The sequence below is a fragment of the Synechococcus sp. W55.2 genome (assembly GCF_047461635.1).
GTDB lineage: Bacteria > Cyanobacteriota > Cyanobacteriia > Thermostichales > Thermostichaceae > Thermostichus.
On the sequence record NZ_JANSHM010000011.1, the window covers coordinates 1 to 23,748 of the forward strand.

The 23,748-nt window shown below is 58.9% G+C and carries 16 protein-coding genes; 12 read left to right on the forward strand and 4 right to left on the reverse strand.

The features are described 5' to 3' along the window. Window positions 1-1,920: hypothetical protein (locus tag NW828_RS03990; RefSeq protein ID WP_414381716.1), on the forward strand; the 1,920-nt coding region annotated here is incomplete at its 5' end. Here NW828_RS03990 and NW828_RS03995 read toward each other — a convergent pair. Next, entirely contained in the window at window positions 1,802-2,830 is a 1,029-nt protein-coding gene (locus NW828_RS03995; RefSeq protein WP_414381719.1) for a LysR substrate-binding domain-containing protein, read from the reverse strand. The two genes, NW828_RS03990 and NW828_RS03995, sit on opposite strands and share 119 nt — an antisense overlap. 307 nt (window positions 2,831-3,137) lie before the next feature. Here NW828_RS03995 and NW828_RS04000 point away from each other — a divergent pair, with 307 nt between their 5' ends. Further along, window positions 3,138-4,814 carry a hypothetical protein gene (locus tag NW828_RS04000; protein ID WP_414381722.1) on the forward strand — a complete coding sequence of 559 codons (1,677 nt, stop codon included), beginning with the start codon at window positions 3,138-3,140 and terminating at the stop codon, window positions 4,812-4,814. Window positions 4,815-4,851: 37 nt separating this feature from the next. Next, the gene (locus tag NW828_RS04005) at window positions 4,852-5,217 is read left to right on the forward strand and encodes a hypothetical protein (protein WP_011433539.1); all 366 of its coding nucleotides are present in this window, start codon (window positions 4,852-4,854) and stop codon (window positions 5,215-5,217) included. Window positions 5,218-5,500: 283 nt separating this feature from the next. On the opposite strand, the gene argS is transcribed toward NW828_RS04005, so the two are convergent. Then, entirely contained in the window at window positions 5,501-7,297 is a 1,797-nt protein-coding gene (argS, locus tag NW828_RS04010) for an arginine--tRNA ligase (RefSeq protein ID WP_414381724.1), read from the reverse strand. A gap of 320 nt (window positions 7,298-7,617) precedes the next feature. Here argS and NW828_RS04015 point away from each other — a divergent pair, with 320 nt between their 5' ends. The 3 genes from NW828_RS04015 (at window position 7,618) to NW828_RS04025 (ending at window position 11,286) form a co-directional block, all read left to right on the forward strand. After that, complete coding sequence (locus NW828_RS04015; RefSeq protein ID WP_414381726.1) at window positions 7,618-8,700, forward strand: ABC transporter substrate-binding protein; 1,083 nt, start codon at window positions 7,618-7,620, stop codon at window positions 8,698-8,700. Window positions 8,701-9,121: 421 nt separating this feature from the next. Next, complete coding sequence (locus NW828_RS04020) at window positions 9,122-9,946, forward strand: electron transfer flavoprotein subunit beta/FixA family protein (protein ID WP_011433536.1); 825 nt, start codon at window positions 9,122-9,124, stop codon at window positions 9,944-9,946. 221 nt (window positions 9,947-10,167) lie between these two features. Then, complete coding sequence (locus NW828_RS04025; RefSeq protein ID WP_414381728.1) at window positions 10,168-11,286, forward strand: electron transfer flavoprotein subunit alpha/FixB family protein; 1,119 nt, start codon at window positions 10,168-10,170, stop codon at window positions 11,284-11,286. 22 nt (window positions 11,287-11,308) lie between these two features. Here NW828_RS04025 and NW828_RS04030 read toward each other — a convergent pair whose 3' ends face one another. Next, window positions 11,309-11,593 (reverse strand): YggT family protein, encoded by a 285-nt coding sequence (locus tag NW828_RS04030; RefSeq protein WP_011433534.1) that lies wholly within the window; start codon window positions 11,591-11,593, stop codon window positions 11,309-11,311. 233 nt (window positions 11,594-11,826) lie between these two features. Here NW828_RS04030 and NW828_RS04035 point away from each other — a divergent pair, with 233 nt between their 5' ends. From NW828_RS04035 to NW828_RS04060, 6 genes are all read left to right on the forward strand, one after another. Further along, window positions 11,827-12,969 carry a response regulator gene (locus NW828_RS04035; RefSeq protein ID WP_414381730.1) on the forward strand — a complete coding sequence of 381 codons (1,143 nt, stop codon included), beginning with the start codon at window positions 11,827-11,829 and terminating at the stop codon, window positions 12,967-12,969. A gap of 188 nt (window positions 12,970-13,157) precedes the next feature. After that, window positions 13,158-13,535 (forward strand): response regulator, encoded by a 378-nt coding sequence (locus NW828_RS04040; RefSeq protein ID WP_414328794.1) that lies wholly within the window; start codon window positions 13,158-13,160, stop codon window positions 13,533-13,535. Next, a complete protein-coding gene (locus NW828_RS04045) occupies window positions 13,532-13,897 on the forward strand; it encodes a response regulator transcription factor (RefSeq protein ID WP_011433531.1) in 366 nt (121 codons plus the stop codon). Before NW828_RS04040 ends, NW828_RS04045 begins: the two co-directional genes overlap by 4 nt. Before the next feature lie 115 nt (window positions 13,898-14,012). Continuing rightward, window positions 14,013-14,531 (forward strand): CheW domain-containing protein, encoded by a 519-nt coding sequence (locus tag NW828_RS04050; protein ID WP_414381795.1) that lies wholly within the window; start codon window positions 14,013-14,015, stop codon window positions 14,529-14,531. A gap of 291 nt (window positions 14,532-14,822) precedes the next feature. Next, window positions 14,823-17,315 carry a methyl-accepting chemotaxis protein gene (locus tag NW828_RS04055; protein WP_414381732.1) on the forward strand — a complete coding sequence of 831 codons (2,493 nt, stop codon included), beginning with the start codon at window positions 14,823-14,825 and terminating at the stop codon, window positions 17,313-17,315. A gap of 192 nt (window positions 17,316-17,507) precedes the next feature. Next, window positions 17,508-22,967 (forward strand): response regulator, encoded by a 5,460-nt coding sequence (locus NW828_RS04060; RefSeq protein WP_414381734.1) that lies wholly within the window; start codon window positions 17,508-17,510, stop codon window positions 22,965-22,967. Window positions 22,968-23,008: 41 nt separating this feature from the next. Here the strand turns inward: NW828_RS04060 and upp are convergent, their stop codons facing one another. Next, window positions 23,009-23,644 carry a uracil phosphoribosyltransferase gene (upp, locus tag NW828_RS04065; protein ID WP_414329961.1) on the reverse strand — a complete coding sequence of 212 codons (636 nt, stop codon included), beginning with the start codon at window positions 23,642-23,644 and terminating at the stop codon, window positions 23,009-23,011. Window positions 23,645-23,748 lie beyond the last annotated feature (104 nt).

Here is a 23,748-nt window from a genome sequence, read left to right on the forward strand (position 1 = left end):
GGGGCGCGCGGTGCACTTGTTCACTTTGCCGGGGGGGCGGGGGTGGCGGGGGTGCTGCTCACCAAGTGGACGGGGGTGCTGTTTTTGCTGCTGCCTTTGGTGGGAGTTGCAGGTCAGGCCCTCTGGCGCTCTGGGAAAGCGGTGGGGTGGTGGAAAGGGATCCCTTGGCCGGCGCGGCTGGCCCACTTGGCCTTGGGGATGGGTGTGATGCTGCTTTTGTGCTGGCCCTGGTATGGGGCCAATTGGCTGTTTGTGCTCAGCAATGGCTGGGCTTACGCCGAGACTGCCCACTACTACATCACCTGTGCGGCTGGATCCCTGTGCTGGTGGACTGCCTACTTGCGCCTTTTGCCCCTGCAGATGAGCCCTTTTTTGTGTGGGTTGCCGCTGCTGAGCGGGTGGGGATCCCTGGACAGGCGAGAGGCAGTCTTGTGGGCCACCTACGGTTCGGGCTACCTTCTCTACACCCTGGTGGACATCAAAGATGTGCGCTTCACCCTACCCCTGCTGCCTCTCTTGGCGGTGTTATCAGCAGGCGGGATCCAAAAGGCTTGCCGGTGGTTGGAGGAACGCTGGGGTGCGTGGGCTTTGCAAAGGGGAGTCTGTGCAGGGCTAGTTCTGGGCTGCTTGGCCTTGGCCAATTTGGGTCGGCCCCTCACCCCAGGGGTGGCCCCTCTGTGGACGGGGATCCAGATGCGCTGGCAGGGGAAGCACCCCACGCAGGAGCTGACCCAGTGGATCCAATCCTTGATCCAGCCAGGTTTGACCACCACGCTGGGGGTTCTCCCCAACACAGAGCTGATCTCTTCCGAAACCCTCACCTACTTGGCGGCTCTTCAGCGCTGGCCGGTTACATTCCGCGCTGCTGGGCAAACCCCCTGGCCGGAGCTGGAGCTATCCTTGCTGGATGGGTTTGTGGATGCCGAAGGGGAACAGGGAATTATTGGCCCTTATGGCCCGACTAAGGAGCAGATCCGGCAGCACCTGCGCAGCAGCCCAGACTGGCGACAAGATCCGGCGGTGGAGTTGCCTACCTTGGGTCGGCTGCACACCTACTTCCCTCGCATGCCAAGAGTGACGGTGCAGAAGTGGCCTCTGGAAGCTGGGGAGGTGGAGCTGGTGGAGGTTGAGACGCTGTCGGAGCTGGGGATCCCGGCCTGGAAGTTGCGCTGGCAAGGCCCAGCTCAGAACTTGGCCCAGACGCTGGTTTGGGCGCGGCTGGAAGATGGGCAAGGACGGGTTTTGGAGAAGCGGGCCTGGGTGCTGGGGCAGAATCGCCTGCAGCTCAACTCAACAGGCGGCTGGCTGGTGGAAGAGATCTTGACGCTGCCCACAACCGACTTCCCAAGAGGTGGCCTTCTCCACCTGGAATGGCAGTCGCCCAAAGGGATCCGCCATTCCCTACACCAATCCTGGAGAGGATCCCTGTCGAGCTTCCCGAAGGAAGGCCCCTTCCTTGTAACGGATCCCTTGTTTCCTCTCCGCGAGGCGGCCAGAGCTGCTGCCGCTGGGGATCTGCAGGCCCTCTCCCTTTATCTCAATGCCTGGACAACCCTGCAATACCCGACTTTTTTGACGGATCCAGATCGCATCCTGGTACGGCAACTGCTGGAGGGGGAACGGCAACAGGCTGCTGCCCAAAGCCAACTGAGCCAGCAAATCCAGAGCCACTACCAACTGGGCTTGATGTTGGCGGCGCTGTTACAACCAGAAGCAGCTCAGTTGCATTTTCAACAGATCGTCGAGCTGGATCCGGAAGACGAGTGGGCGCGGGCTTACCTGGGGTTTTTGCGAGTATTGTTCACTCACGACTTTGAGGGGATCCGGGGGTTGCGACAAGAGCTCTCGGCTGTGCTTCAGCCTCTTTGCCGGAAAGCGGATTTGGATTGGGATTTGAATTGGATTTGTGCTGCTCTTTAGCCACAAAGTCCAGCTCCATTTGAGAAACCTGGGAAAGAAGAAAGTCGGCAAAAGCTTTGGCCACCACCGAAAGACGTTTAGAGCGCAAATAGACCAAATGCCAGAACCCCCGAATGGGAAACTCTTCCACATCCAAAATAGCCAGATGATGCTGCCACCCCCCCAAGGCCAAGACATGCTGAGACAAAGCCCAAATGCCCAATCCCCCCAAAATGCCTTGGCGTATAGCTTCGCTGCTGCCTATCTCCATGCGAATGTTGAGCTTTAGGTTATGCTTCTCAAAAAGCCGCTCTACAGCCATGCGGGTGCCAGAGCCAGACTCACGGGCCAAAAAAGGTTCTTGGGCAATGCGCGCCAGAGGGATCCCCTTTTGGCCCACCAGGGGATGATGAATAGAGGCCATCACCACCAAAGGATTTTCCAGAAAAGGTTGTGCCACCACGTCCAGATCTTCTGGCGGCATCCCCATCACGTAGAGATCGTCCATGTTGTTGCTCATCCGCTCCAAAACCTGCTGGCGGTTGAGCACCTTAAGAGCTACGTCAATGCCGGGATACTGCTGACAAAATGGCCCCAGCAGACGGGGTATAAAGTATTTGGCAGTGGTGACCACTCCAATGCTCAGCCGTCCCTGCTTTAGCCCCTTCAGGTCGGCAAGGGTCATCTCGAATTGATTCAATTGTTCAAAAATCTTCTCGCAGGTTTGGTGTAAAGCTTGCCCCGCTTCGGTGAGATACAGCCGCTTGCCCACCTGTTCAAACAACGGTAACCCCACGGCTTTGCTCAATTGCTTGATCTGCATGGAAATCGTGGGTTGGGTCAGGTAGAGCTCTTCTGCAGCGCGGGTAAAGCTCAGGTGGCGGGCGGCAACCTCGAAGATTTGCAGTTGATGCAGGGTAATGGCCTTCATGGACAATCAAGAAAAGCTAAAGGTTTACTACTAAATCATAAGCGCTAATCTATGCCTTTTGGCGAGATCCCCATGAGAGCCTGGCTGACGGTCACAGTGGCGGAAGGGGCAAAACCGAAGAGCAACCCCCTACCACTCGGACTTAAGGTAGAGATCGACCAAGGGATTGCGCCGGTCTGGGCACAGGCGGCTGTTTTTTTCCAATAGCCGCTCTCTGGGCAGGAGAAGAGTACGATCGCAGACATTCTCGTGGAGGTTGAGAGTGCTAAGACTGCCAAAAAACAAAGGGAGCCGCTGGCTTGCGGGTGTGCTGGGCGCGCTGATGTTGCTGGGATCCGGAATCACGGCCCAGGCTCAGTTCTTGTGGCCCGGCCATTCCCTTTTCCCCAGCTCTGGTTCCGTAGACAGTGCGGAACAGAGGGGATCCCACTTGGCTGCTCGGCTCGACGCCTACTGCCGACAGCCGCCCGAGGAGGTAGCGCGCAAGGCTCAACTGCGCCAGCAGGCTGCCCAGTCGAATGCTGCTTGGGCCGAGTACACCCAAGTTTTGGCCGAACATGGCGCTGCCTTGATCGCCTGCCGTAGCCAACGCTGGCCCCAGATCCAGGCCATCTGGGTACGTCTGCATCCCTGTGATGCCAATCCGGGCGTGTTGGATCAGGTGTTCGACCAAGTGGTAAACCTGGGCTACAATCGCGTTTTTATCGAGACCTTTTACGATGGTCGCTCCATTTTGCCGGATGGCGCAGGAGGGATCTGGCCCAGCCTACAGCCCAACGCCGACTTGTTGGATCTGGCTCTGAAGGCGGCACGACGCCGCGGTTTGTCTGCTTATGCTTGGGTGTTTTCCCTCAATTTCGGCTACAGCTACGGACAACGGCCCGATCGACAGGTGGCCCTGGCCCGCAACGGTCGTGGCATAACCACTGTTCTGGATCCGGCAACAGCCCTTGGGGAAGATTTGGGCAGCCCGGATGAGGTGTTTGTGGATCCCTTTCATCCCCTGGCACGGCGGGATTTTGCCGAGTTGGTCCGCCGCATTCTACAGCGACAGCCAGATGGGATCCTTTTCGACTACATTCGCTATCCGCGTGGCTCAGGGGGATCCAGCGTGGCAGCCACCGTCCGAGACTTGTGGATTCATGGAGAGGCCGCCCGGAAAGCCTACCTCAATTTGGCAGAAAACCCGGCGGGTCGGGCATTGCTGGAGCGCTACCTAAGCCAGGGCTACATTGCAGTGGCAGATGTTCTCCATCTGGATGCCACCTATGCCGAAGAGCCCAGGTGGCGGCAGCCAGGGGATCCCTGGCCCAGCCCGACCGAGAAATGGGCGCTTTCCCCAGAGTTACTGGATTGGGCTGCCCAAGACATGGCCAGCAGGAATTGGCAGGGGGATCAGCTTTCCTCTGCAAAAGATTTACCAGAGAGTCTGGAGAAACCGGCGGATTCCAGTTCTGAGGCAGCAGCACCAACTCCTGCCCCTTCCCCCACCCCCAGCGCCGCCGTTCGCCAAGAACGTTGGCAGCAGCAGCTTTGGCAGCTGAGCGTCGAGTTTGCCCGCTACGGCGTTCTCGATTATCTACAGCAGGCCGCCCAACCCGCCCAGAGGCTGGGGATCCCGGTGGGGGCTGTCTTCTTCCCAGAAGGCAACCAAGCAGTAGGAGAAGGGTTTGACGCTCGTCTGCAACCCTGGGACCGCTTTGATCCGGGTATGGAATGGCACCCAATGGCTTATGCCAAGTGCGAGGATAGCTCCTGTGTGGCGCAGCAGGTGGAGCAGGTCCTGGCTGTGGCCTCTCCCCAAACCTTTGTCTGCCCGGCCATTGCCGGTCTATGGGGACAAGCCCAGCGGCAACGCCCCAGCCTGGAAACCCAAACAGCAGAGCTGGCCCGCCGCTTCCCGCAGTTGCCCTGTGTGAGTCACTTCGCCCTCTCCTGGATCGAGCCGGAGCTGGAGCGCAGCCGTCGCACCTGTCAACTCTAACGCCCATCCCAATCTGAAAGTTAGGAATTCTGAACTTATGAGCCCTGAGCAATTTGATCTGATTAACCGCCTGTTTCAACTGACCTTTCAGATCGGGGATCGCTTGGGCTGTGAATCCTCAGATCCTGCTCAATTGTTGCTGACCAACCGGCCCAGCCTGGAATCCAGTTGCACATTCTTTCCTTCCGATTTCACCTACGAAGCCTTGGATCCCCAAGTGTGGGCCGACTACATGGCGGAAGTTCCGGCCTTAGCGCAGATGGCGAATATTTTGCAACCTTATCCTTTCACCTGTGGCATTTATCGCCAAGACGAGGTTTCGTGGTGGATTTGCGCCTTTTGGGCAGCCCAAGAGGACTTGGGAACCAACTTGCTCTTGCGCGCCCACAGAGTCGAAACTTAGGCGCTTGAGCCCTATCTCCTCTCCCTCATCGAGACGGGGATCGGCGTTACCGGAATCAAAGGGGCTGATAGCAGTCGTGGTTTTTATTACCATCTATTTCAACTGATCGCGCTAGCGGGCCAGAGGCCTTAGCAGGAAGCAACCGGTCGTTTGTTTCACCTTGACGGTGAGATAAATGACTATGCGTTGTGGAACGGTTTATTGCAATTGACCTACTCGCGACCGCTATAGCTGGCTTCCGCCCAGAGCGTGAGCTGGGGGCCTTACGGCACTCCTTCGTAAATCACATAGACTCCGGCGCGCTCAGGCCGAGAATGCCGGTGAGGACGTTAAACAAAACCTGCTGCGTGGCCTGCACCAATTGGATGCGGGCTTGGGCCAAAAGGGGATCCTCTTTCAAGAGCGGCAAAATACGGCAGTTGTCGTAAAACTTGTTGAAATCGGCGGCGATGGCTTCTGCATAGCGGATGATCTTGTGGGGAGCGCGCTCTTCGGCAGCGGCGATCAGCTCATCCGGCAAGGCCAACAAGCGCAGCAGCAGGGCCCGCTCTTCTGGCTCTTTGTAGGGCAGCTTTTGTTGCTCCGTCAAAGGGACTTTGTTGGTCAGTTCAACCTTTTCTTCTTCCTGTAGCCGCCGCAGCAGAGTGCAACAGCGGGCATGGCTGTAGTGAACATACACGACCGGGTTATCGAAAGTTTGCTTGACGGCCAAATCCAAATCGAAGTTGATGGGGCTGTCCATGCTGCTGCTAAGCAAAAACCAGCGGGCTGCATCGACCCCCACGCCAATTTCTGGATCTTCGATCAGGTCATTGAGTGAGACAAAGTTGCCGGTGCGCTTGGACATGCGCACTTCGGTTTTCTCACCGGTTTGCGGGTCGGTTTTGAACAATTTGACAAATTGTCCAATCAAGATTTCCAGCTTGACATCTGGGCTGAAGGCACCCACCGCCGCCTTTAAGCGGCCGATATAGCCATGGTGATCCGAGCCAAGAATGTTGATCAGCCGGTGATATCCCCGCTGCACTTTATCCCGGTGGTAGGCAATATCGGCGGCTAGATAAGTGAACGAACCATCGGCCTTTTGCACCACCCGATCCTTGTCGTCGCCAAATTCTTGGGTTTTGAAATAGACGGCCTCTTCGGCCCCTGGCTTGGGATCCTCACCCCGCGGCGCTTTGGCTTTGTAGAGAAAGCCGCGCTCTTGCAGCTCCTGCAAAGCTTGCTGGATGGCGCTCAGGCCTGTCTGGGGATCGGGGGTGTGCAGGCGGCGCTCGCTAAACCAGTGATCAAACTCGGTGCGTAGTTGTTGCAGGGTCTGCTTTTGCCAGGCCAGCATTTCCCCATAGGCAAAATCGGTGTACTCCTCTAGGGTGGTGGGCAGAGGGTGGATCCCGGCCTTGACCTGACCCAACAGCCGCCGGGCAATATCGACCAAGTAACTGCCATGGTAGGCATCTTCGGGCAGAGCCACCTCTTCCCCCTGCAGTTGCCGCACCCGCACCTCCAGAGACTGGCCCAAGAGCCGCATCTGGTTGCCGGCATCGTTGATGTAAAACTCCCGCTCCACCTGGTGGCCCGTCCAGTGCAGCAAGTTGGCCAACGTAGAGCCAACGGCAGCCCAGCGCCCATGGCCGACGTGCAAAGGCCCCGTCGGGTTGGCGGAGACAAACTCCAGCAGAATGCGCTCAGGATGGGGAATGGCTGTTTTGCCGAAGTTTTCTCCCAGATGCAGCAGCTCTTGCAAGCGCTTGGCCAAAAAGGGATCCCCCAGCCGGAAGTTGAGATACCCTCCTCCCGCCACCTGAGTTTCGATGTCCGGCAGATCCAAGTGTTTTTGCAGGGTTTGGGCGATCTGGGCCGGTGCTAGGCGGCAGAGCTTGGCCATGCCCAGGGGGGTGGGACAGGCGTAATCGCCGTAGCGAGGGTCGCTGGGGATCTGGATCACGGGGGCAATCGCTGTGGCTTGCTGGGGGGCCAGGGATCCCAGTTGCCCTGCCTCTGAGGCCCGTCGAATGCTCTCGGCTACGGCGGCGGTGAGAAACCGAATCAGCGAGGTGGATACGGGTTGAGTGGCCATGGCTGTTCGTGTCGGCAGACGTCGAGAGAGGTTCCAGGGATGCCTGGGGCAGTAAAAGCATCATCATATCGACAGCCAACCGGCTCTGACAAAATCTGACAAAAGAATAGATGCTCCTCCAGCCAAACTTTGCTTTTGCTCGCCTGCTTTGCGAAGATGGCTCTGACAAATTGACAGGACAGAGCTTTAGGCCAAGCTTTTGGGTACAAAGTATCACCGAATACAAAAGTTTAACTCTGCTTTGCTAAGTTGTTCGGCGGTAATGCTCGCCTTCCCGCTTGCGGATTTCTGCTGAGACAGCTGCTGTGGAGTTTACTAGTATGTCCATCCCGAAATCGTCGCGTCGTCAATTCCTTCAATCTGCTGCTGCGGCTGCCTCTTGGGTTGCCGTTGGAGGGCTAAAGGCGAGGGCTCAGAGCCGCGGGCCGCTTCTGGTTTCCCAGGGACTGACGCCCCTGAAGTTTACCCTCTCTTGGTTGCTCTCTTCGATGGATACCCCCCTTGTAACGGCGATCTTGAAGGGCTACTTCGCCGAAGAGGGGCTGGAGGTCACCTACGAGCGCGGCTATGGCTCCGCCGATTCCATCACCAAGATTGCCGCTGGCCAGTACGACCTGGGGGAAGGGGATCCCTACTCCATGATCGAGTTCAATGCCAAAAATCCGGACGTGCCCTTGGTAGCGATCTATGTCCACTTCAATCGCTCTCCCTTTGGCATCTACACCTTGAAAGATAAGGGCATTGGGGAGCCGGCCCAACTGGCGGGCAAGAAGCTAGGAGCACCGGCAGGGGATGCGCCGCGTCGGCTCTGGCCGGTCTTTGCCAAGCAAGTCGGCATCGATCCGGGCTCGGTGGAGTGGCTGACCATGGAGCCGCAGTTGCGCGAACCTTTCCTCATCCAAGGTCGGGTGGATGCCATCAGCGGCTTTATGACCTCGGCCATGCCCAATTTGGTGCGGGGCGGCGTCAGCTTGGAGGACATCACGGCTTTCCTTTACAACGACTATGGCCTTGAGCTGTATGGCGATGCCGTCATCACCCGTGTGCAATTGCTGCGTGAGAAGCCTGAGCAATTCAAAGCTTTCTTGCGGGCCTATGTCAAGGGTTGGCAAGACACCATCCGCGACACCGATGGCAACATGTTGGCCCTTCTGGACAAAGCCAAAGCCGAGGGGCAGGTGCTGGATATGGCAACTGAGAAATTGCGCCTCGCCCTGGCCATGCCGCGCCTGTTTGTTACCGATGAGGTGCGAGAAATTGGTTTGGGGGATGTAGTGCCTGCTCGTATGGAAACCTCGATTGCTCAGGTGGTGGATGGCTTTGGCTTGCCCACTAAGCCCCCTTTGAAGAAAGTGTTTGACAACAGCCTGCTTCCCCCAAAATCCGAGCGGATGATCGGCTGATCTGGATGATCCGGTACCAACTTTGAGGCCTCTGTCTGTTGACTTTTGCAGACAGCTAGCCCTTCCTGCCAGCTGGTCAACTTTTCTCGATGACCGGTGAGAGACGTAGCTCAAAGGCCTACGGCCCGCTGTCGCGATTGGCTCTGTCATCCAAGCGAGATATTCCCAAAGCTTGTCCTGTTCACAGGAGGGAGCCCAAATTTCTCTTGAGGGGAGAACCGCAAGCGACCCAGAGCAGTGAGGAAATATCTCAAACTTTGTTTAAGGTTACTTAAACTTGGGAAACCAATGTGCTGGGAAAGGCAGCTTATGAGGGCTTAATGCCGGGGTGGCTTTTCCGATCCCGAAAAAAAGCTGAATAAGTGTGTGGCGCCCAGGGATCCCTTTTAACCTGGAGGGGATCACTAGGGAGTTTAGGCCCTTGGAAACTTTTGTTCTGATTAAGCAAGTTCCCGATCAAAACGCCAAGGCCGGCATCAACAGTGACGGCACGATCGATCGCGCCAAGGCCAAGCGGATGTTAAACCCTTTTGATCGCTATGCACTGGAAGCAGCTCTGCAAACCAAACGGCAACACGGGGCGAGAGTAACGGCAATTACAATGGGGCCACCCCCGGCCATTGAGGTGCTCTACGAGGCCATTGCCCACGGGGTGGATCGGGGTATTTTGATGACCGACCGCCGCTTGGCCGCTTCCGATACCCTAGCCACTGCCTATACTCTGGCCCAGACGGTTCGCTATGCTGGCCGGCCCGATGTGATCTTCTGCGGGCTCCAGACCACCGACGGCGATACGGCCCAGGTGGGGCCGCAGTTGGCGGAGCGGTTGGGGATCCCTCAGGTCACCTATTGCGAAGCCTTCGAGATTCGGGATGGGATCCTGGTGGCGCGGCGGGCCATCGAAGGGGGATCCCAAATCGTAATGGTGCCCCTGCCGGTTTTGATTACGGTGGCCAATTCCGCTCGGCGTTTGGCCTACCCCACTCTACGGGGTGTGCAGCGGGTGCAGCGGCTAATGCGGGATGAAATGGCACGGGCCGAGGCAATCCAGATCCTCAACTTGGACGATGTGGGGGCAGACCCGGAGCGCTGCGGTCTCAAGGGATCCCCAACCATCGTGGCTGCCACCGAAAAAGTGGGGGAAATTGGCGGCAACTGTCAGGTCTTTCAGGGACAATCCGTCCCCCAACTGGTCAACCAACTGACCCAGGCCGTTGACCTCTCCCGCTACGCCGCAACTTCCTAGATCTTCTGCCTTGCATCCCTCTGGCCAATTCTTATCTCCATCACCTTTCAATCCTCATCGTCTCATCTATCGATCCCAGGGTGGCTAGCCGGCGAAAGCTCCCGGTTTTGGGCAGTGAAAAGTTAACTCAGAAAGACTCTGCTGACCTCGTCGCAATTGCAACACCCAAGATTGCCCTCGACCCGATTCAATCCCGATCTCAACTTAGGAGTCACGGTTCTATGGATCGCAAGCGGATATTGGTCTTCGCGGAGCAGGTGAATGGGGAATTGCAGCCCATCGGCTTAGAGTTGTTGGGAGCCGGGCGGCGGCTGGCCGATAAGCTGGGAGCCACCCTGAGTGCCCTTGTTCTTGGACACAACATTGCCCATTTGCCCTCGATCCTGATCGGCCACGGGGCAGATCAAGTCTTCATCGCCGATCACCCCGAGTTGGCCGAATACCGCACCCTGCCCTACCGCCGGGTGATCACGGACTTGATCAAAAGCTGGCCCCAACCACCCCACACCATCCTGCTGGGATCCACCACCACCGGGCGAGATCTGGCCCCCCGCTTGGCCGCCCACCTGGAGACCGGCCTGACCGCTGACTGCACCGAGCTGGACATTGGCCCCTTCGAGTACACCAACAGCAAAGATCCCAGCAAGTCCGGCCTCTTCCCCGACTGCCTTTATGCCATCCGGCCCAGCTTCGGCGAATCTCTCAAGGCTCGCATCCTCGGCCCGTGGAAAAACCCCCAAATGGCCACGGTGCGCCCAGGGGTGATGGTGCCCCTGCCCTGGGACAGATCCCGCCAGGGGGAAGTGATCCCGGTGCCGGTCAACTTGGATCCCGGCGATCTGCGCCTGCAGATTGTGGAAACGGTGCGCAACCTGTCCCAGGCGGTAGATCTCACCCGCGCCAAGGTGATCGTTTCCGGCGGCTACGGGCTGGGATCCCCAGAGGGATTTGAGCTGTTGAGGGAGTTGGCCGCTTGTTTTCCCAACAGCGCTGTCGGCTCCTCCCGCAAGGCCGTGGATTCTGGGTGGATCCCCTATGCCCACCAGGTGGGCCAAACCGGCAAGACCGTCCGCCCCCAGCTCTACATCGCCTGCGGCATTTCTGGGGCCATTCAACATCGCGTGGGCATGGACAAATCCCAGACGATCATTGCCATCAACAAAGACAGCGCCGCTCCTATCTTCAAATTTGCCCACTACGGCATTGTCGGGGATCTCTACCAGGTGGTGCCGGAGCTGATCCGGCAACTGCGACAGAGACAGGAGGAGCTCCGAGAAGGCGCCGAGGGCCAGCCTTTCCAGAGCCTCGGCGAGCGGATCCCAATTTTGCAGAGTCGATGAGAGATGGTTGGCAAAAACGCTCTCAGTGCAGGGCCATTGTCAGCAGCCCCTGCTGCCCCAGCAACACCTCCCGCAACAGGGTAACCAGGCCCACCCAAACCACAGGGGCCATGTCCACACCTCCCAGAGGCGGGATCAGGCGACGGGTCGGGCGCAACAGAAACTCCGTCAGGCCGACCACCAACGAGTAGGGCAACCGAGAAGTATCCAGTTGCGGATACCACGACAGAAAGATGCGCAGCACAAACAGGAGGGTGTAGAGCGCCAACAGTGGGCCAAGCACCCAAGAGGTGAGAATTGGCAGCATAGGTTACTCAAAGAACAGGTTTACTGGTGGCAGTTCTCTCCATTCTGCTCTAATTGGGAGGGTCTGCTGGAGTCCAGAGATACCTCGGGGAATGCAGGCGCTCGGCCCAAGTCAAACCCCAACTTTTTTAAACTTTAACCCTCTTCCCGAAAATGGCCTTACCGGCGGGGCAGCAACAGTTAAAGACTAGCGTCATAATGGACGTATCTTGCTGGACTGCAGGCAGGGATCCCATGCAAGGAAAACTACAAGAGATCGATATCCGCAGCATCCTTCAGCTCATCGAGCTGGGCCAGCGCACCGGTGAGCTTTTTGTAGAGGCCAGCCCCTCTGTCTACTGGTTTGTCTTCTTCCTGAACGGGCGGATTATCTACGCCTCTGAAACGGAAGGGAACATTGCCCGCCTCAGAGACTATCTGCACCGCTTCAAGCTGGAAGCCGCCCTGGAGGAAATTCAAATTCCCCACAAAGCCGCGGTCAACGCCCCCGAATACAACCGCCTCTGGTCTTTGCTGGAAAGCCACAAGCTCAACCCCAACCAGGGCAAGCAAATCCTGCTGGGCATGGTGCGGGAAGTCCTCTTCGACCTGCTTAGCCTCCACCACGGCTCCTTCATTTTCGAGGCTGGATCCCCCCTGGCCCCCCAGTTGACCACCTTCCCCGTCACCCCCCTGCTCACCGAGATCGTAGCCCAAGTGCAGGAGTGGAAAAAGCTGCACCCCTACATCCAAGCTCCCAACCAAGCTCCCACCATCGTCAACCCCCTGCCGCTCCAGCAAAACCTGCCCGCCCCCGTCTTCAAGGCCCTAAGCGAATGGTCGGATGGCAAAACCAGCATTCGCCAGATGAGCCGCTACTTGGGCCGAGATACCCTCACAGTGGCCAAGGCCATCTATCCCTACGTCCGCCAAGGGGCCATTCAACTGTCCGAGCCCGTCTTGATCGCGGAGCCCAAGCCCAGCCGTCCCCTCAAACCCAGCGATAAGCCCAGCCACATCCTTTGCATCGACGACTCCATGGCCATCCAAAAAACCGTAGAGTTCATCCTGCAAAACGAGGGCTACCAGGTTACCACCATCGGCAATCCTCTCAAAGCGCTGGGACAGGTGTTTCTTCTCAACCCCGACATGATTCTCTGCGATGTGGCCATGCCCAAGTTGGATGGGTATGAGCTGTGCGCCATGTTGCGCAAATCCAGCCAGTTCCGCGAAACCCCCATGATTATGCTGACCGGCAAGGATGGTTTTACCGACCGGATTAAGGCCCGCATGGCCGGAGCGAACGAATTTTTGAGCAAACCCTTTGCGGAAAAGGAGTTGTTGACCATTGTCGAATCCTACGTGGGCCCTCCCCCCAAACGGGGCGGTGGCGAATAGGCGTTGGGGTAGCCAAAATGTTGGCACAGAAGACTATAGGCGAAGTACTGGACAGAAGAGTGGCCTCACCGAAACAATAGGGGTAGCATGGCCGGCCCGGAGCCAGGGAGCCAGGTGAGGTTACAAGAGCAAACCTCAGTCAAAGCAGCCTGACGGTTGCGCGGGAGTGCAAAAGGAGCAAGACGGCGATGAGCAAAGTGCTGGTGGTGGATGACAACCGTACCTACCTGGAGACCATTTCCAGCTTGCTTTCCGAGAACGGTTTGGAAGTCTCCACAGCAACAGACGGCGTAGAGGCAATGGAGTGCATTCGCCAGCAGAAGCCTGATGTGGTGGTGCTGGATATTGTCATGCCGCGCATGAACGGCTACGAGGTATGCCGGGAAGTGAAGGGGGATGAAAGTACCAAACACATTCGCATCGTCATGTGTTCCACCAAAGACCAGACCTTTGATATCGAGTGGGCCAGGCGCAACCAGGCGGATGCCTATGTAACCAAGCCCTTTAAGCCCCAAGAGCTCCTGGCGACCATCAAACATCAATTGCGGGAGATGAATCGGAAATGAGTCGCGTTTTGGTGGTGGAAGATAGCCAATCCCAGCGGGAGATGATCAGCAAGCTGCTGCAGGAAAACGGCTTCGAGGTGATGACTGTGGAAGACGGGGTGGAGGCCGTAGAGGCGGTGAAGCAAAACAAACCCGACCTGATCGTGCTGGACATCGTCATGCCGCGCATGAACGGCTATGAGGTGTGCCGTCTTCTCAAGGCCGACCCTCTCACCCAAAAAACGCCCATCGTCATGTGTTCTTCCAAGGGCGAAGAATTTGACCGCTACTGGGGGATCCGCCAGGGAGCGGATGCCTACATTGCCAAGCCTTTCCAGCCCCAGGAACTGGTGGGTACGATTAAGCAATTACTGAGAGGCTGAGAGCTGCCCCTTCTGCTTCCACGCCTTTCGGTAGGTCCTGAGAACGACTCTGCGTTTTAAGCAGGGAGGGGGGCGGGATCAACAGTCCACAAGACTATCCATGCGGGGGAGCATCATGCTGGGGGATCTGGATTTATTGATGGGGGATGAGACCCAAGAGTTGCGGGAGATGGAGGCTCCCGAAGGTGAGCTATTCCTAAAGTTCAAGATTGCCACCGGGGAGGAATTTGCGCTGCCAGCGGTATCGGTTGTGGAGGTGATGAGCATTGGCCCAGAGAAAATCACCCCCATGCCCAATGTGGCCCCAGTTTTGCTGGGCACGCTGAATTTGCGGGGCGAGATCATCTGGGTTGCAGATCTGGGGCAATTTTTGGGGATCAGCCCGCCCCTGAACATCGACCGAGCCGAGATTCCTGTGGTGGCCGTGATGGATCAACAGGATTTGATCATGGGCTTGGCTGTGGATTTAATTGTAGGCATGGAGTGGCTGAAGACTGAATTGGTGCGGCCTGCCCTCACGGCTCCTGAGTCCATGGCTCCTTTTTTGCGAGGGGAATGGGTGGTGCCCGGAACGGGATCGCGCTTGCCATTGCTGGATCAGTCGGCCATCCTGCGATCCAATCGTTGGGGTTGACAGACGGCCCCCTGGGAGCTCAGCGGGAGGAAAGTGTATAGTTCCTATCAAAGATCCAAACTAACTCCAGCCACAATGGGGAAAGTTGGACCAAATCTATCCCCTACCGATGCGTGTCGAGGCTGTTGAGGGTAAGCCCTGAGACGGCGGCAGAAAGGCCCACTCTTGCTTGACTGAATGTGGAAAAGGGGGGATAGCCTGCATCCATGGGGTTTTGAGGTGTTGGGGGCGTTCCGTTTGCATCTGTGTTGACGCGTGAACAGAGGTAGGCAAGCAGTGAAGGGAGGATCCATGGTTCCGAACGCGAACAGTCAGAGAGACTACACCGATGCGATGGCCGCCTTTTGGCAGGGAGACTACGTCCGGGCGGTGCGGTTGTTCAACCAAGTGGCCGCTGCTGAACCGCAAGATACTGCTGTCAAGCTGCTGCTGGCTTCAGCACAAAAACAAGCTGGGCAGTTGTTGGAAGCTCGCCAAACCTACAACACCATTTTACAAACAGCCAGTGATCCCGATGAGCTGGAGTCGGCCCGGAAGGGTCTAGAAGAGCTGTTGCAAATGGCACCGGAGCTGGCGGATCTTCCCGATTCCCCAAGAGCGGACGAGTTTCGCCCTCAAGATGAGTTTGCACCTGGGTCGGATGCCTTTTCGGAAGAGGCTTTCTCTGCTCCCGATCCCTTCTTGCAGTTCGAGGAGATGGGGGAAGAGGAGGCGGATCCCTTTGCTCAGAATCCCTTTCCACTGGAGGCAGACAGCCTTGGCAGCGATTTCATGGGGGAAGAGAGATTCAGGGATCCCTTGGAGACCGGGCTGCAAATGCCGGAGGCTGATCCGCTGGGTTTATCTCACCCGATGCCAACCCATTCTCGGGTAACACCACCGGCCACCTCGCGACGGGTAGGCTCGGAAGAGGGCGGGCCTCAAGCCGATCCGGTGGTCGAAGATGACTTTGCCTTCCTCAACGAGTTCGATCGAGAGCATCTGGAAGCCCTAGAAGGCGACTCCGACTCCATTACGCAGTTGGCCGGCAATGCCGATTTTCCCGATGAGATGGGCTTCTCCCTGCCCGGTCTTGAGGAAGAGGAAGGGGGATCCCTGGAAGAAGGCCTGCCGACCGAATTGGCTGCCCCCATGAGTGAGCCGATCCCTGCCCCCGACGAAGATACTGCCAGTCCCAGCCCTGGTCTTTTCGATCTTGACGAGCTAGACAGCTTGGATGGTGAACTTGCCGGCATGGATGGCGGTGAGCCGGTGGGTGCCTTCCGCCCAGATGAGGGGGCGATTGGGGGGATGAGCCCAATGGCGGAGACCGGCAGCGGAGCGGCCCAAGTTCTGCTGCCCACGGCCTCCCTCCCTATTCCCAGTGTAGGTGAACAAGGGGCAAGAACCTCTGCTGGGAGCGCCAACCGACCGATTGGGGATCGGCAATTGGCCATAGCGCTTATCCAAGGAGCTGTGAGTTTGGCTGCCGGCTTGGCGATTGGCCTTGGGATCCCGGCCAATGGGGGAGCTCGCTTGATTGCCGGGGTGATTGGAGGCGGGCTGATCGGCACAGGAGCAGGGGTTATCCTCGGGGCCAGCAGTGCCAAACAAATTCGCTCCACCGCCCAAGAGCTGGCCGGCCACTTTGCCGCCTTGGCCCAGGGGAATTATTCAGTACGAGCCACAGCCAACACCCACGATGAGCTGGGGCGCTTGGCCGACAGCTTTAACCAGATGGCGGCTGCCCTTGAAGCCAACTTCGCCGAACTGAGCCAGCGGGCTGCCGAGCAAGGGCAAGCTAAGGAAGACCTACAGCGCCAGGTGATTCGCCTGCTGGACGACGTGGAAGGGGCTGCCCGTGGAGACCTGACGGTGCGGGCAGAGGTGACTGCCGACGTGCTGGGGGCTGTGGCCGACTCCTTTAACCTGACCATTCGCAGTCTGCGAGACATTGTCAGCCAGGTGAAGCGGGCCGCCGCCGCCGTGAACGATGCCGCCTTGCAGAACGAGGACTTTGCCCGCAGCCTCTCTGCCGACGCCTTGCGCCAGGCGGAGGAGATTTCCAACTCCCTCAACTCCATTCAGGAGATGACGGACTCCATTCAAGAGGTGGCCAGCAACGCCCGCGAAGCGGCCAACGTGACTGCCCAAGCCACAGAAGCAGCCGCTCGGGGTGGAGAAGCTGTGGATCGCACGGTAAGTGGCATCCTGGAAATTCGCGAAACCGTGGCAGAAACCACCCGCAAAGTGAAGCGATTGGCGGAATCCTCGCAGGAAATTTCCAAAATTGTGGCTTTGATCTCTCAAATTGCCTCGCGCACCAACCTGCTTGCCCTCAACGCCAGCATCGAGGCGGCACGAGCCGGGGAATCGGGACGGGGCTTTGCCATCGTGGCCGATGAGGTGCGACAACTGGCCGACCGAGCTGCCAAAGCCTCGAAGGAGATCGAGCAGATCGTGTTGCAGATTCAATCGGAAACCGGCAACGTGATGACGGCTATGGAAGAAGGCACCCAACTGGTGATCGAGGGGACGCGGCGGGCCGAGCAGGCCAAGAACAGCCTGGACGAGATTATCGAGGTCAGTCGCCGGATCGACGAGTTGGTGCGGGCGATCTCTCAGGCCACCGTGCAACAAACGGAAACCTCTCGCTCTGTGGCGCAGGTGATGCAATCGGTGGAGTTGACCGCCAACGAGACCTCTAAGGAGGCGCAGAAGGTGGCAGCTTCGCTCCAACAGTTGGTGAGCATCGCCCGCGAGTTGCAAACTTCTGTCGGTCGCTTCCGGGTTGGGGATGAATGAGCAAATCTGCTGTTTTGAGGGCATTCTAGGGACAAGGATCCCCATGCAGGAGACGTTATCGATCCTTAGCAAATGCCACCGGGATCCCCCTGTTCCGACTTTTGGCCGGACTCTTCGCTCAGGCGAGCCTCACCCTGTCCGGTCTGTTATCACTGAATGAAGACTTGTGGGCTGTAGGAAGGGCCTCCTGCCATGAATGAAGAAGCACAGAAGCGGATCCTCAGTTATTTCATCGAAGAAGCCCGCGACCACTTGGCAACAATCGAACAAGTGCTCCTCAGCCTGCGGGACAGTATGAGCGATCCCGAGCTGATCAACGAGCTGTTTCGAGCTGCTCACTCCATCAAGGGGGGAGCTGCCATGCTGGGCCTCACCAGCATCCAACGGACGGCCCACCGCATGGAAGATTTTTTCAACATCTTTCGCTCCCGTCCAGGCGGAGTGCCTGTCGACCAGCACCTGGAAACCCTGCTGCTGCGGGCTTTTGATGGGCTTTCGATGTTGTTGGAGGAGCTGCAGAGCCCCCGCGGCCTCACCCAAGAAGTCAGCAACACCACCCTGGCGGAACTGGAGCCGGTTTTTCAAGAGACCGAAAGGCACATTCAAAATCTTCTCGGCGAGGGCCCTGTCTCAGCTCCCGTCTCGTCGCCGGCGGTTCGCACCCTACAGCAGGACATGGCGGAGGTGGTGCCGCAGCAGTTGCGCCAGATGCTGGAGCTGTTTAAACAACGGGATCAGGCAGATGTCCGAGAGCGTTTGGTGACGGCGAACGCCGTTCTCAAGGAGATCGGGCAAGTCCATCATCTGGCGGGCTGGCAACAGTTGACGGAAACCTTCGAGCAAGCCCTGGGCAACCCCGATGCCGACCTGCGAACTTTGGCTTTGGTTGCCTTGCGGGATTTGAAGCAAGGGCAGCAGCTTATCTTGGCCGGCAAGCCTGAGCAGGTTGCCCCTTCTTCAGAATTGCAACAATTGGCTCGCCCTGCCGCTCCCCCTGCCCCACCGGATCCTCTTGAGGTGGTGGTGCATCAGCAGATCCCGGCCTTGTTGCGCCAGATGTTGGAACTCTTCAAACGTCCCGACGACCCAGCCACTCGACCGGCTCTGCAAGCTCTGGCCCAATCTTTGCAGGATTTGGGGCAATCTTCGGCTCTGGAACTGGGAGGCTGGACAGACTTGACCCGCTTAGTGGGCGAGATTTTGGCGGATCCCAGCCAGGATTTGCGGCAGTTGGCCCTGCCGGTGCTGCGAGATCTGAAGCAAGCCCACCAGGCTCTGGCCGGCGGAGCGGCAAACACCATCCGACCCTCGGCTGAGTTGCTGGCTTTCCGCCCTGTTCCGGCAGCCCCTGAAGAGCCAGAAGTCCCTGAGCCCTTCGACCTTGGCCTTGCTTGGGAGTCTGAGGCAGAGCCGCTGTTCCCCCAACCCGAGGAGGGTGCCTCGGAGGATTGGGCTGTGGCTGCTGGGATCCCTGCGGAGGAAGGCGCTACCCCCGATCTGAGCTGGGAAGCGGTAACCCTCGCTGAGACATCCTTTCAAGAGGATGAGCCCGGAGCTGCCCTGTCGCCGGAGCAGGAGAGCGCAGAGGCAAGCGGAGATCTGGCGGCGGAACAGCCCTCATCCCTTTGGGAAGTGGGCACTGCTGAGGACTCCGTCCCGCTGGCGGGAACAGATTCAGAGCACCGATCTGCTCCCGCGGAAGAGGGGGATCTGGATCTGAGTTGGCCAGGGATCCGAGCCGAAGCGGCTTGGGAGGAAGACTGGACGACAGCTGCCGTGCCGGCAGAAAGCCCAGAAGAGGACGGGCAGGGAGCTGACTTGGCCTCTGTTGCGGACGACTTCGGTCGCGCTAGCGGAGCGGAGCTCTATGCTACTCCCTTGGATCTGGAGGAAGAAGCCACCTCGGCCTTTGACGAGCTGTTCGCCAACGCAGAAGCGCTATCCGATATCGAAGAGTTCCCAACGGAGCTGATCCCCTCCTCTCCTGAGCCCCTCTTGCAGACCTTTGAGGATCTGAGCCCAAGGTTGGATGAGGAGAGAGCCGAGGCCGATCTGGCGGAGCTGTTTGCCGAAGTGGTGGGTGAAGGGGCAGAGGGGTTTGTCTCTGCTGAGCCTGCCTGGGATGCTGAACAGGAGCCGACTGCCCAGAGCGTTGCTGCGGAAATGGGCGAGGGATCCGGCTTTGTCCCAGACGAAGCCGCAAGTGCCGGGGTAGAGGCCCTATTTGAGCTGGAGGAACTTCCCGTAGAGAGTGCTTTCCGGCAGGAAGGGTCTCAGCTTCCGGACTTGGAGGCCGTTCCCGCTGGTGAGCCGGAGGCCGATCCTTGGGCGGCTGAACCGTCCCCACCCCTTCAGGAAGCCCTTGAGGACGGGGAAATCGCAGCAGACCTTTGGGCTGAATTTCCCGCAGATATCCAGCTAGAGGATTTTTCCATCCCAGCAGATTATCTGGCAGAGTCGGGATCCGACGAGGTGGGATCCTTAGAGTTCGCCGACTCTGCTGCCTTTGATACTGCCGAAGACAGCCTGGAGAGCTTTTTTTCCACCCCTGCGGCAGAAGCCGATCCGGCTTGGTCGATGCCGGAAGCAAGTGAACCTTCCGTATTTTTGGATCCCTCTTTTGGCCCATCCCTGGACATCGCTGAGGCTGATGCTGCCGAAGCTGAGCAACTGGGGGATCTCTTTATCGGCGAACCCTTCCCCACGTCGCCCGACATGGCCAATGAGCCGAGGGAATCGCCAATTCCAGACTTCGGAGCCGAGCTGAGCCTAGGGGATCTCTTCGCCGGCGAGACCCTCGAGGAGGCGTCCGATGGGGACTCCATCCCCCTGACCCAATCAGCAGCTGGGGACACAGCAGAAGCCCAGGAGTGGGCGCTTCTGGAGGAGCTGTTCCCGGTTCAGGAGGAGTCTTTCGCAGACCTGCAACCCACGGCTGAGGAGGCAGTCGCCCCTTCCCCTGAGCTCTCCTTCGACCGTCTCGATGCCCTATTCACCCAGGAATCCGACCCAGAAGAACTGAGCCTGGGGGCCAGGGGATCCCTCTCGGCCATGGATAGCGACAGCCAGGTGGATCTGGATGAGTTGAGCCAGTTCTTTGCAGAAGGGGAAGCGCCCCAAGAAGAACCCCCCTTGGATCTTGCCACCTTCCTGGAGGACACAGAAGCTTTGCAAGCGAGCAGCCTGGCGGAAGTGCCCGTGTCTGAGCCAGAGCCGCCGGTTGCCGCACTGGAGGAAGAAAATGCCCTCCAGCCTGCGGAGGACGATCTGGAAAGCCAGTTGGCCAGCCTGTTTGCAGAGGATGAATCCTTAGCCGTTCCTGTTGGCGAGGCCGAGACCCCAGAGGAAGAGGCGCTGGAAGCTGCTCCGGCTCCCCGTTTGGACGATTTGGCCGCCCTCTTCGACGCTGCCGAGCCGGCGGTAACCCCTGAGCTAGAAAAGGCTATCGCCCCCCTTGTGGGATCCCCTGCAGCCGCGAGCGGCGAGGCTGCTGACGACTTTGCAGCCCAGCTGGAATCGCTCCTGGGCGATCTCGAGGTTCCTGCCCAAGCACCTGCTGCGGCGCCAGCACCTTCGCCGCCAGTTGCCGCTGCTGCTCCAGCAACCCCCACCCCAGCAGCAGCTGCCCCAGCGGCAACTGGGCCGACTTCACGGCGAACTGCTGCCCTCAGCAACCCTGTGATGCGGGTGGAGGTGCGCCACCTCGACTCCATCAACAACCTGGTGGGAGAGTTGGTGGTCATCCGCAACAGCATGGAGCAAAACCAAACCCGTCTGCGCCAGTTTCTGGATGGCCTGTTGGGCCGTGTGCAACAGCTAGGGGATCTGGGCCAGCGCATGCGGGATCAGTATGACCGCTCCTTGCTGGAATCGGCTTTGTTCTCCAGCCGCAGCAGCTCAGCCTATGGCGGCACGGTAACGGTGGGCTTCGGTCGAAATGGGGAGGGATCCACCCGAGGCAGGCGCGGCCATTCCTCCGGCCAAGAGTTCGACAAGCTGGAGATGGATCAGTTTACGGCCTTCCACGCTCTGGCCCAGGAGATCATTGAGCTCATCGTGCGGGTGCGCGAGTCCTCCTCCGACATCGAGTTTGCCGTGGATGAGGCCGAGCAGATCACCCGCCAATTCCGGCAGGTAACCACCCAACTGCAAGAGGGCCTGAACCGGGCGCGCATGGTGCCCTTCTCGCAAGTTGCCGATCGGTTGCCCCGCGCCATTCGGGATCTCTCCATCAAAACGGGCAAGCAGGCCAGCCTGGTGGTGGAAGGCCGTGACACGCTCATCGACAAGGCCATCCTGGAGGAGCTCTATGACCCGATGACCCATCTGGTGAACAACGCTCTGGTTCACGGGATCGAGACCCCTGAGGAGCGGCGGCGGGCGGGCAAGCCCCCTGAGGGCAAGATCACCGTCAAGGCCTTCTATCAGGGCAACCAAACCATCATCATCGTCTCGGACGATGGCGCCGGGATCCCGGTGGAGAAGGTCAAGGCCAAGGCCCAAAGGCTGGGGCTGCTGTCGGAGCAAGCCGACGAAGACGAAGTGTTCAACGTTCTCTTCCACCCCGGCTTCAGCGTTCGCGAGGCCAGCGAGGTGGACGATCTGGCCGGGCGGGGGGTTGGCTTGGATGTGGTGCGCCGCAACATCACCGAGCTGCGCGGCAGCATTCAAGTGGATTCTGCGCGGGGCAAAGGAACCACCTTCACCATCCGCCTCCCCCTCACCCTGAGCATTTCCAAGGCCATGGTGTGTGTCAGCGACAAAGCCCTGATCGCCTTCCCCCTGGATGGCGTGGAGGAGATGCTGGATGTTCCTGCCGACGAAGTTCAGCCGGATGAGCAGGGGCGGCCCTCGATTCTCTGGCGGGATCAGCGTCTTCACTTCCAGCCCCTCTCAAATCTGCTGGCCTACAGCAGCAGCCACAGCCGCAGCCGTTCCGAGGTGTACAGCATCACCCAGGATGAGGGCATTATTCCCATTGTCATCCTGCAAAGTGCCGGCCAGTATGTTGCCCTGCAGGTGGACAGCTTCGTGGAAGAGCAGGAAATCGTGATCAAGCAACTGCGCGGGCCTGTGCCCAAGCCACTGGGCATTTCTGGGGCAACGGTGTTGGGGAACGGGCGGGTGCTGCCGATTGCCGACATCATCGAGCTGGTGGACATAGCCCACGGTCGCCGTCGGGATCTCAACCGCTTCTGGCTGGATCACCGGGATGAGGAGCCAACCCCAGAAGAGGTGCGCCAGACCACCGTGTTGATCGTGGACGACTCGATCACCGTTCGGGAGCTGCTCTCGATGTCTTTCCAGAAGGTGGGCTACCGGGTGGAACAGGCGCGGGATGGCCAGGATGCCTGGGAAAAGCTGCGCGGCGGCCTGCCCTGCGACCTCATCTTCTGCGACATCGAGATGCCGCGCATGGACGGCCTAGAACTGCTCACCCGCCTGCGGGAAGACAGCAACTTCAAGCATCTCCCGGTTGCCATGCTCACCTCGAGGGGGGCAGAACGGCACCGGCAAACAGCACGGGAGCTGGGAGCAACTGCCTACTTCACCAAGCCCTATCTGGAAGAGGAGCTGCTCAGCGCTGCTGCCCGCATGTTGAGGGGGGAACAGTTGTTGGCGCCCAACCCAACTTCCCAATCACAACAGTAGTGCAGTTCTGGACGGGGTGCTGTAGGCATGGCACTCTTGTATCAGCGGGTGCCGAACAGGCGATCCCCTGCATCTCCCAGGCCGGGGAGGATGTAGCCGTGCTCGTCTAGGCCATCGTCTACAGCAGCGGTATAGATTGGCACATCTGGGTTCTGTTCGTGGAAATATCGGATCCCTTCTGGGGCGGCCACCAGGCAGATGAAGCGGATCGACTGGGGTCGGGTTTGGCGTAGGCGCGCTACAGCCGCTGCTGCCGAATGGCCGGTGGCCAACATTGGATCCACCACCAGCACCTCACGATCTTCGATATCGGTGGGCACCTTGAAGTAGTACTCGATGGGGATCAGGGTATGGGGATCCCGATATAGGCCGATATGCCCCACCCGTGCTGATGGGATCAGCTCCAGCATGCCGTCAAGGAGCCCTTGGCCGGCCCGCAGGATGGAGACAAGCACCAACTTTTTCTCTGCCGCCAACATCGGCGCCAACATTGGGGCCATCGGGGTTTGAATGGGCTGTAGCTTGAGGGGCAGATCGCGGGTCACCTCGTAGGCCATCAAGAGGCTGATCTCCCGCATCAGCGCTCGGAAGTCGGCGGTTGTAGTTTCAACACGGCGCATGAGGCTGAGCTTGTGCTGCACCAGAGGGTGATCGATGGTAATCACCTGGGCCACCATGCTGTGCTCCTGAGATAATCGGGATCCCGTGATGGATGCCAGAATAGCAGAAGCGCTTGTCCCCCCGGTGGGCCGAAGGCTCTATCTGCTTGCTGTTGTCAAGG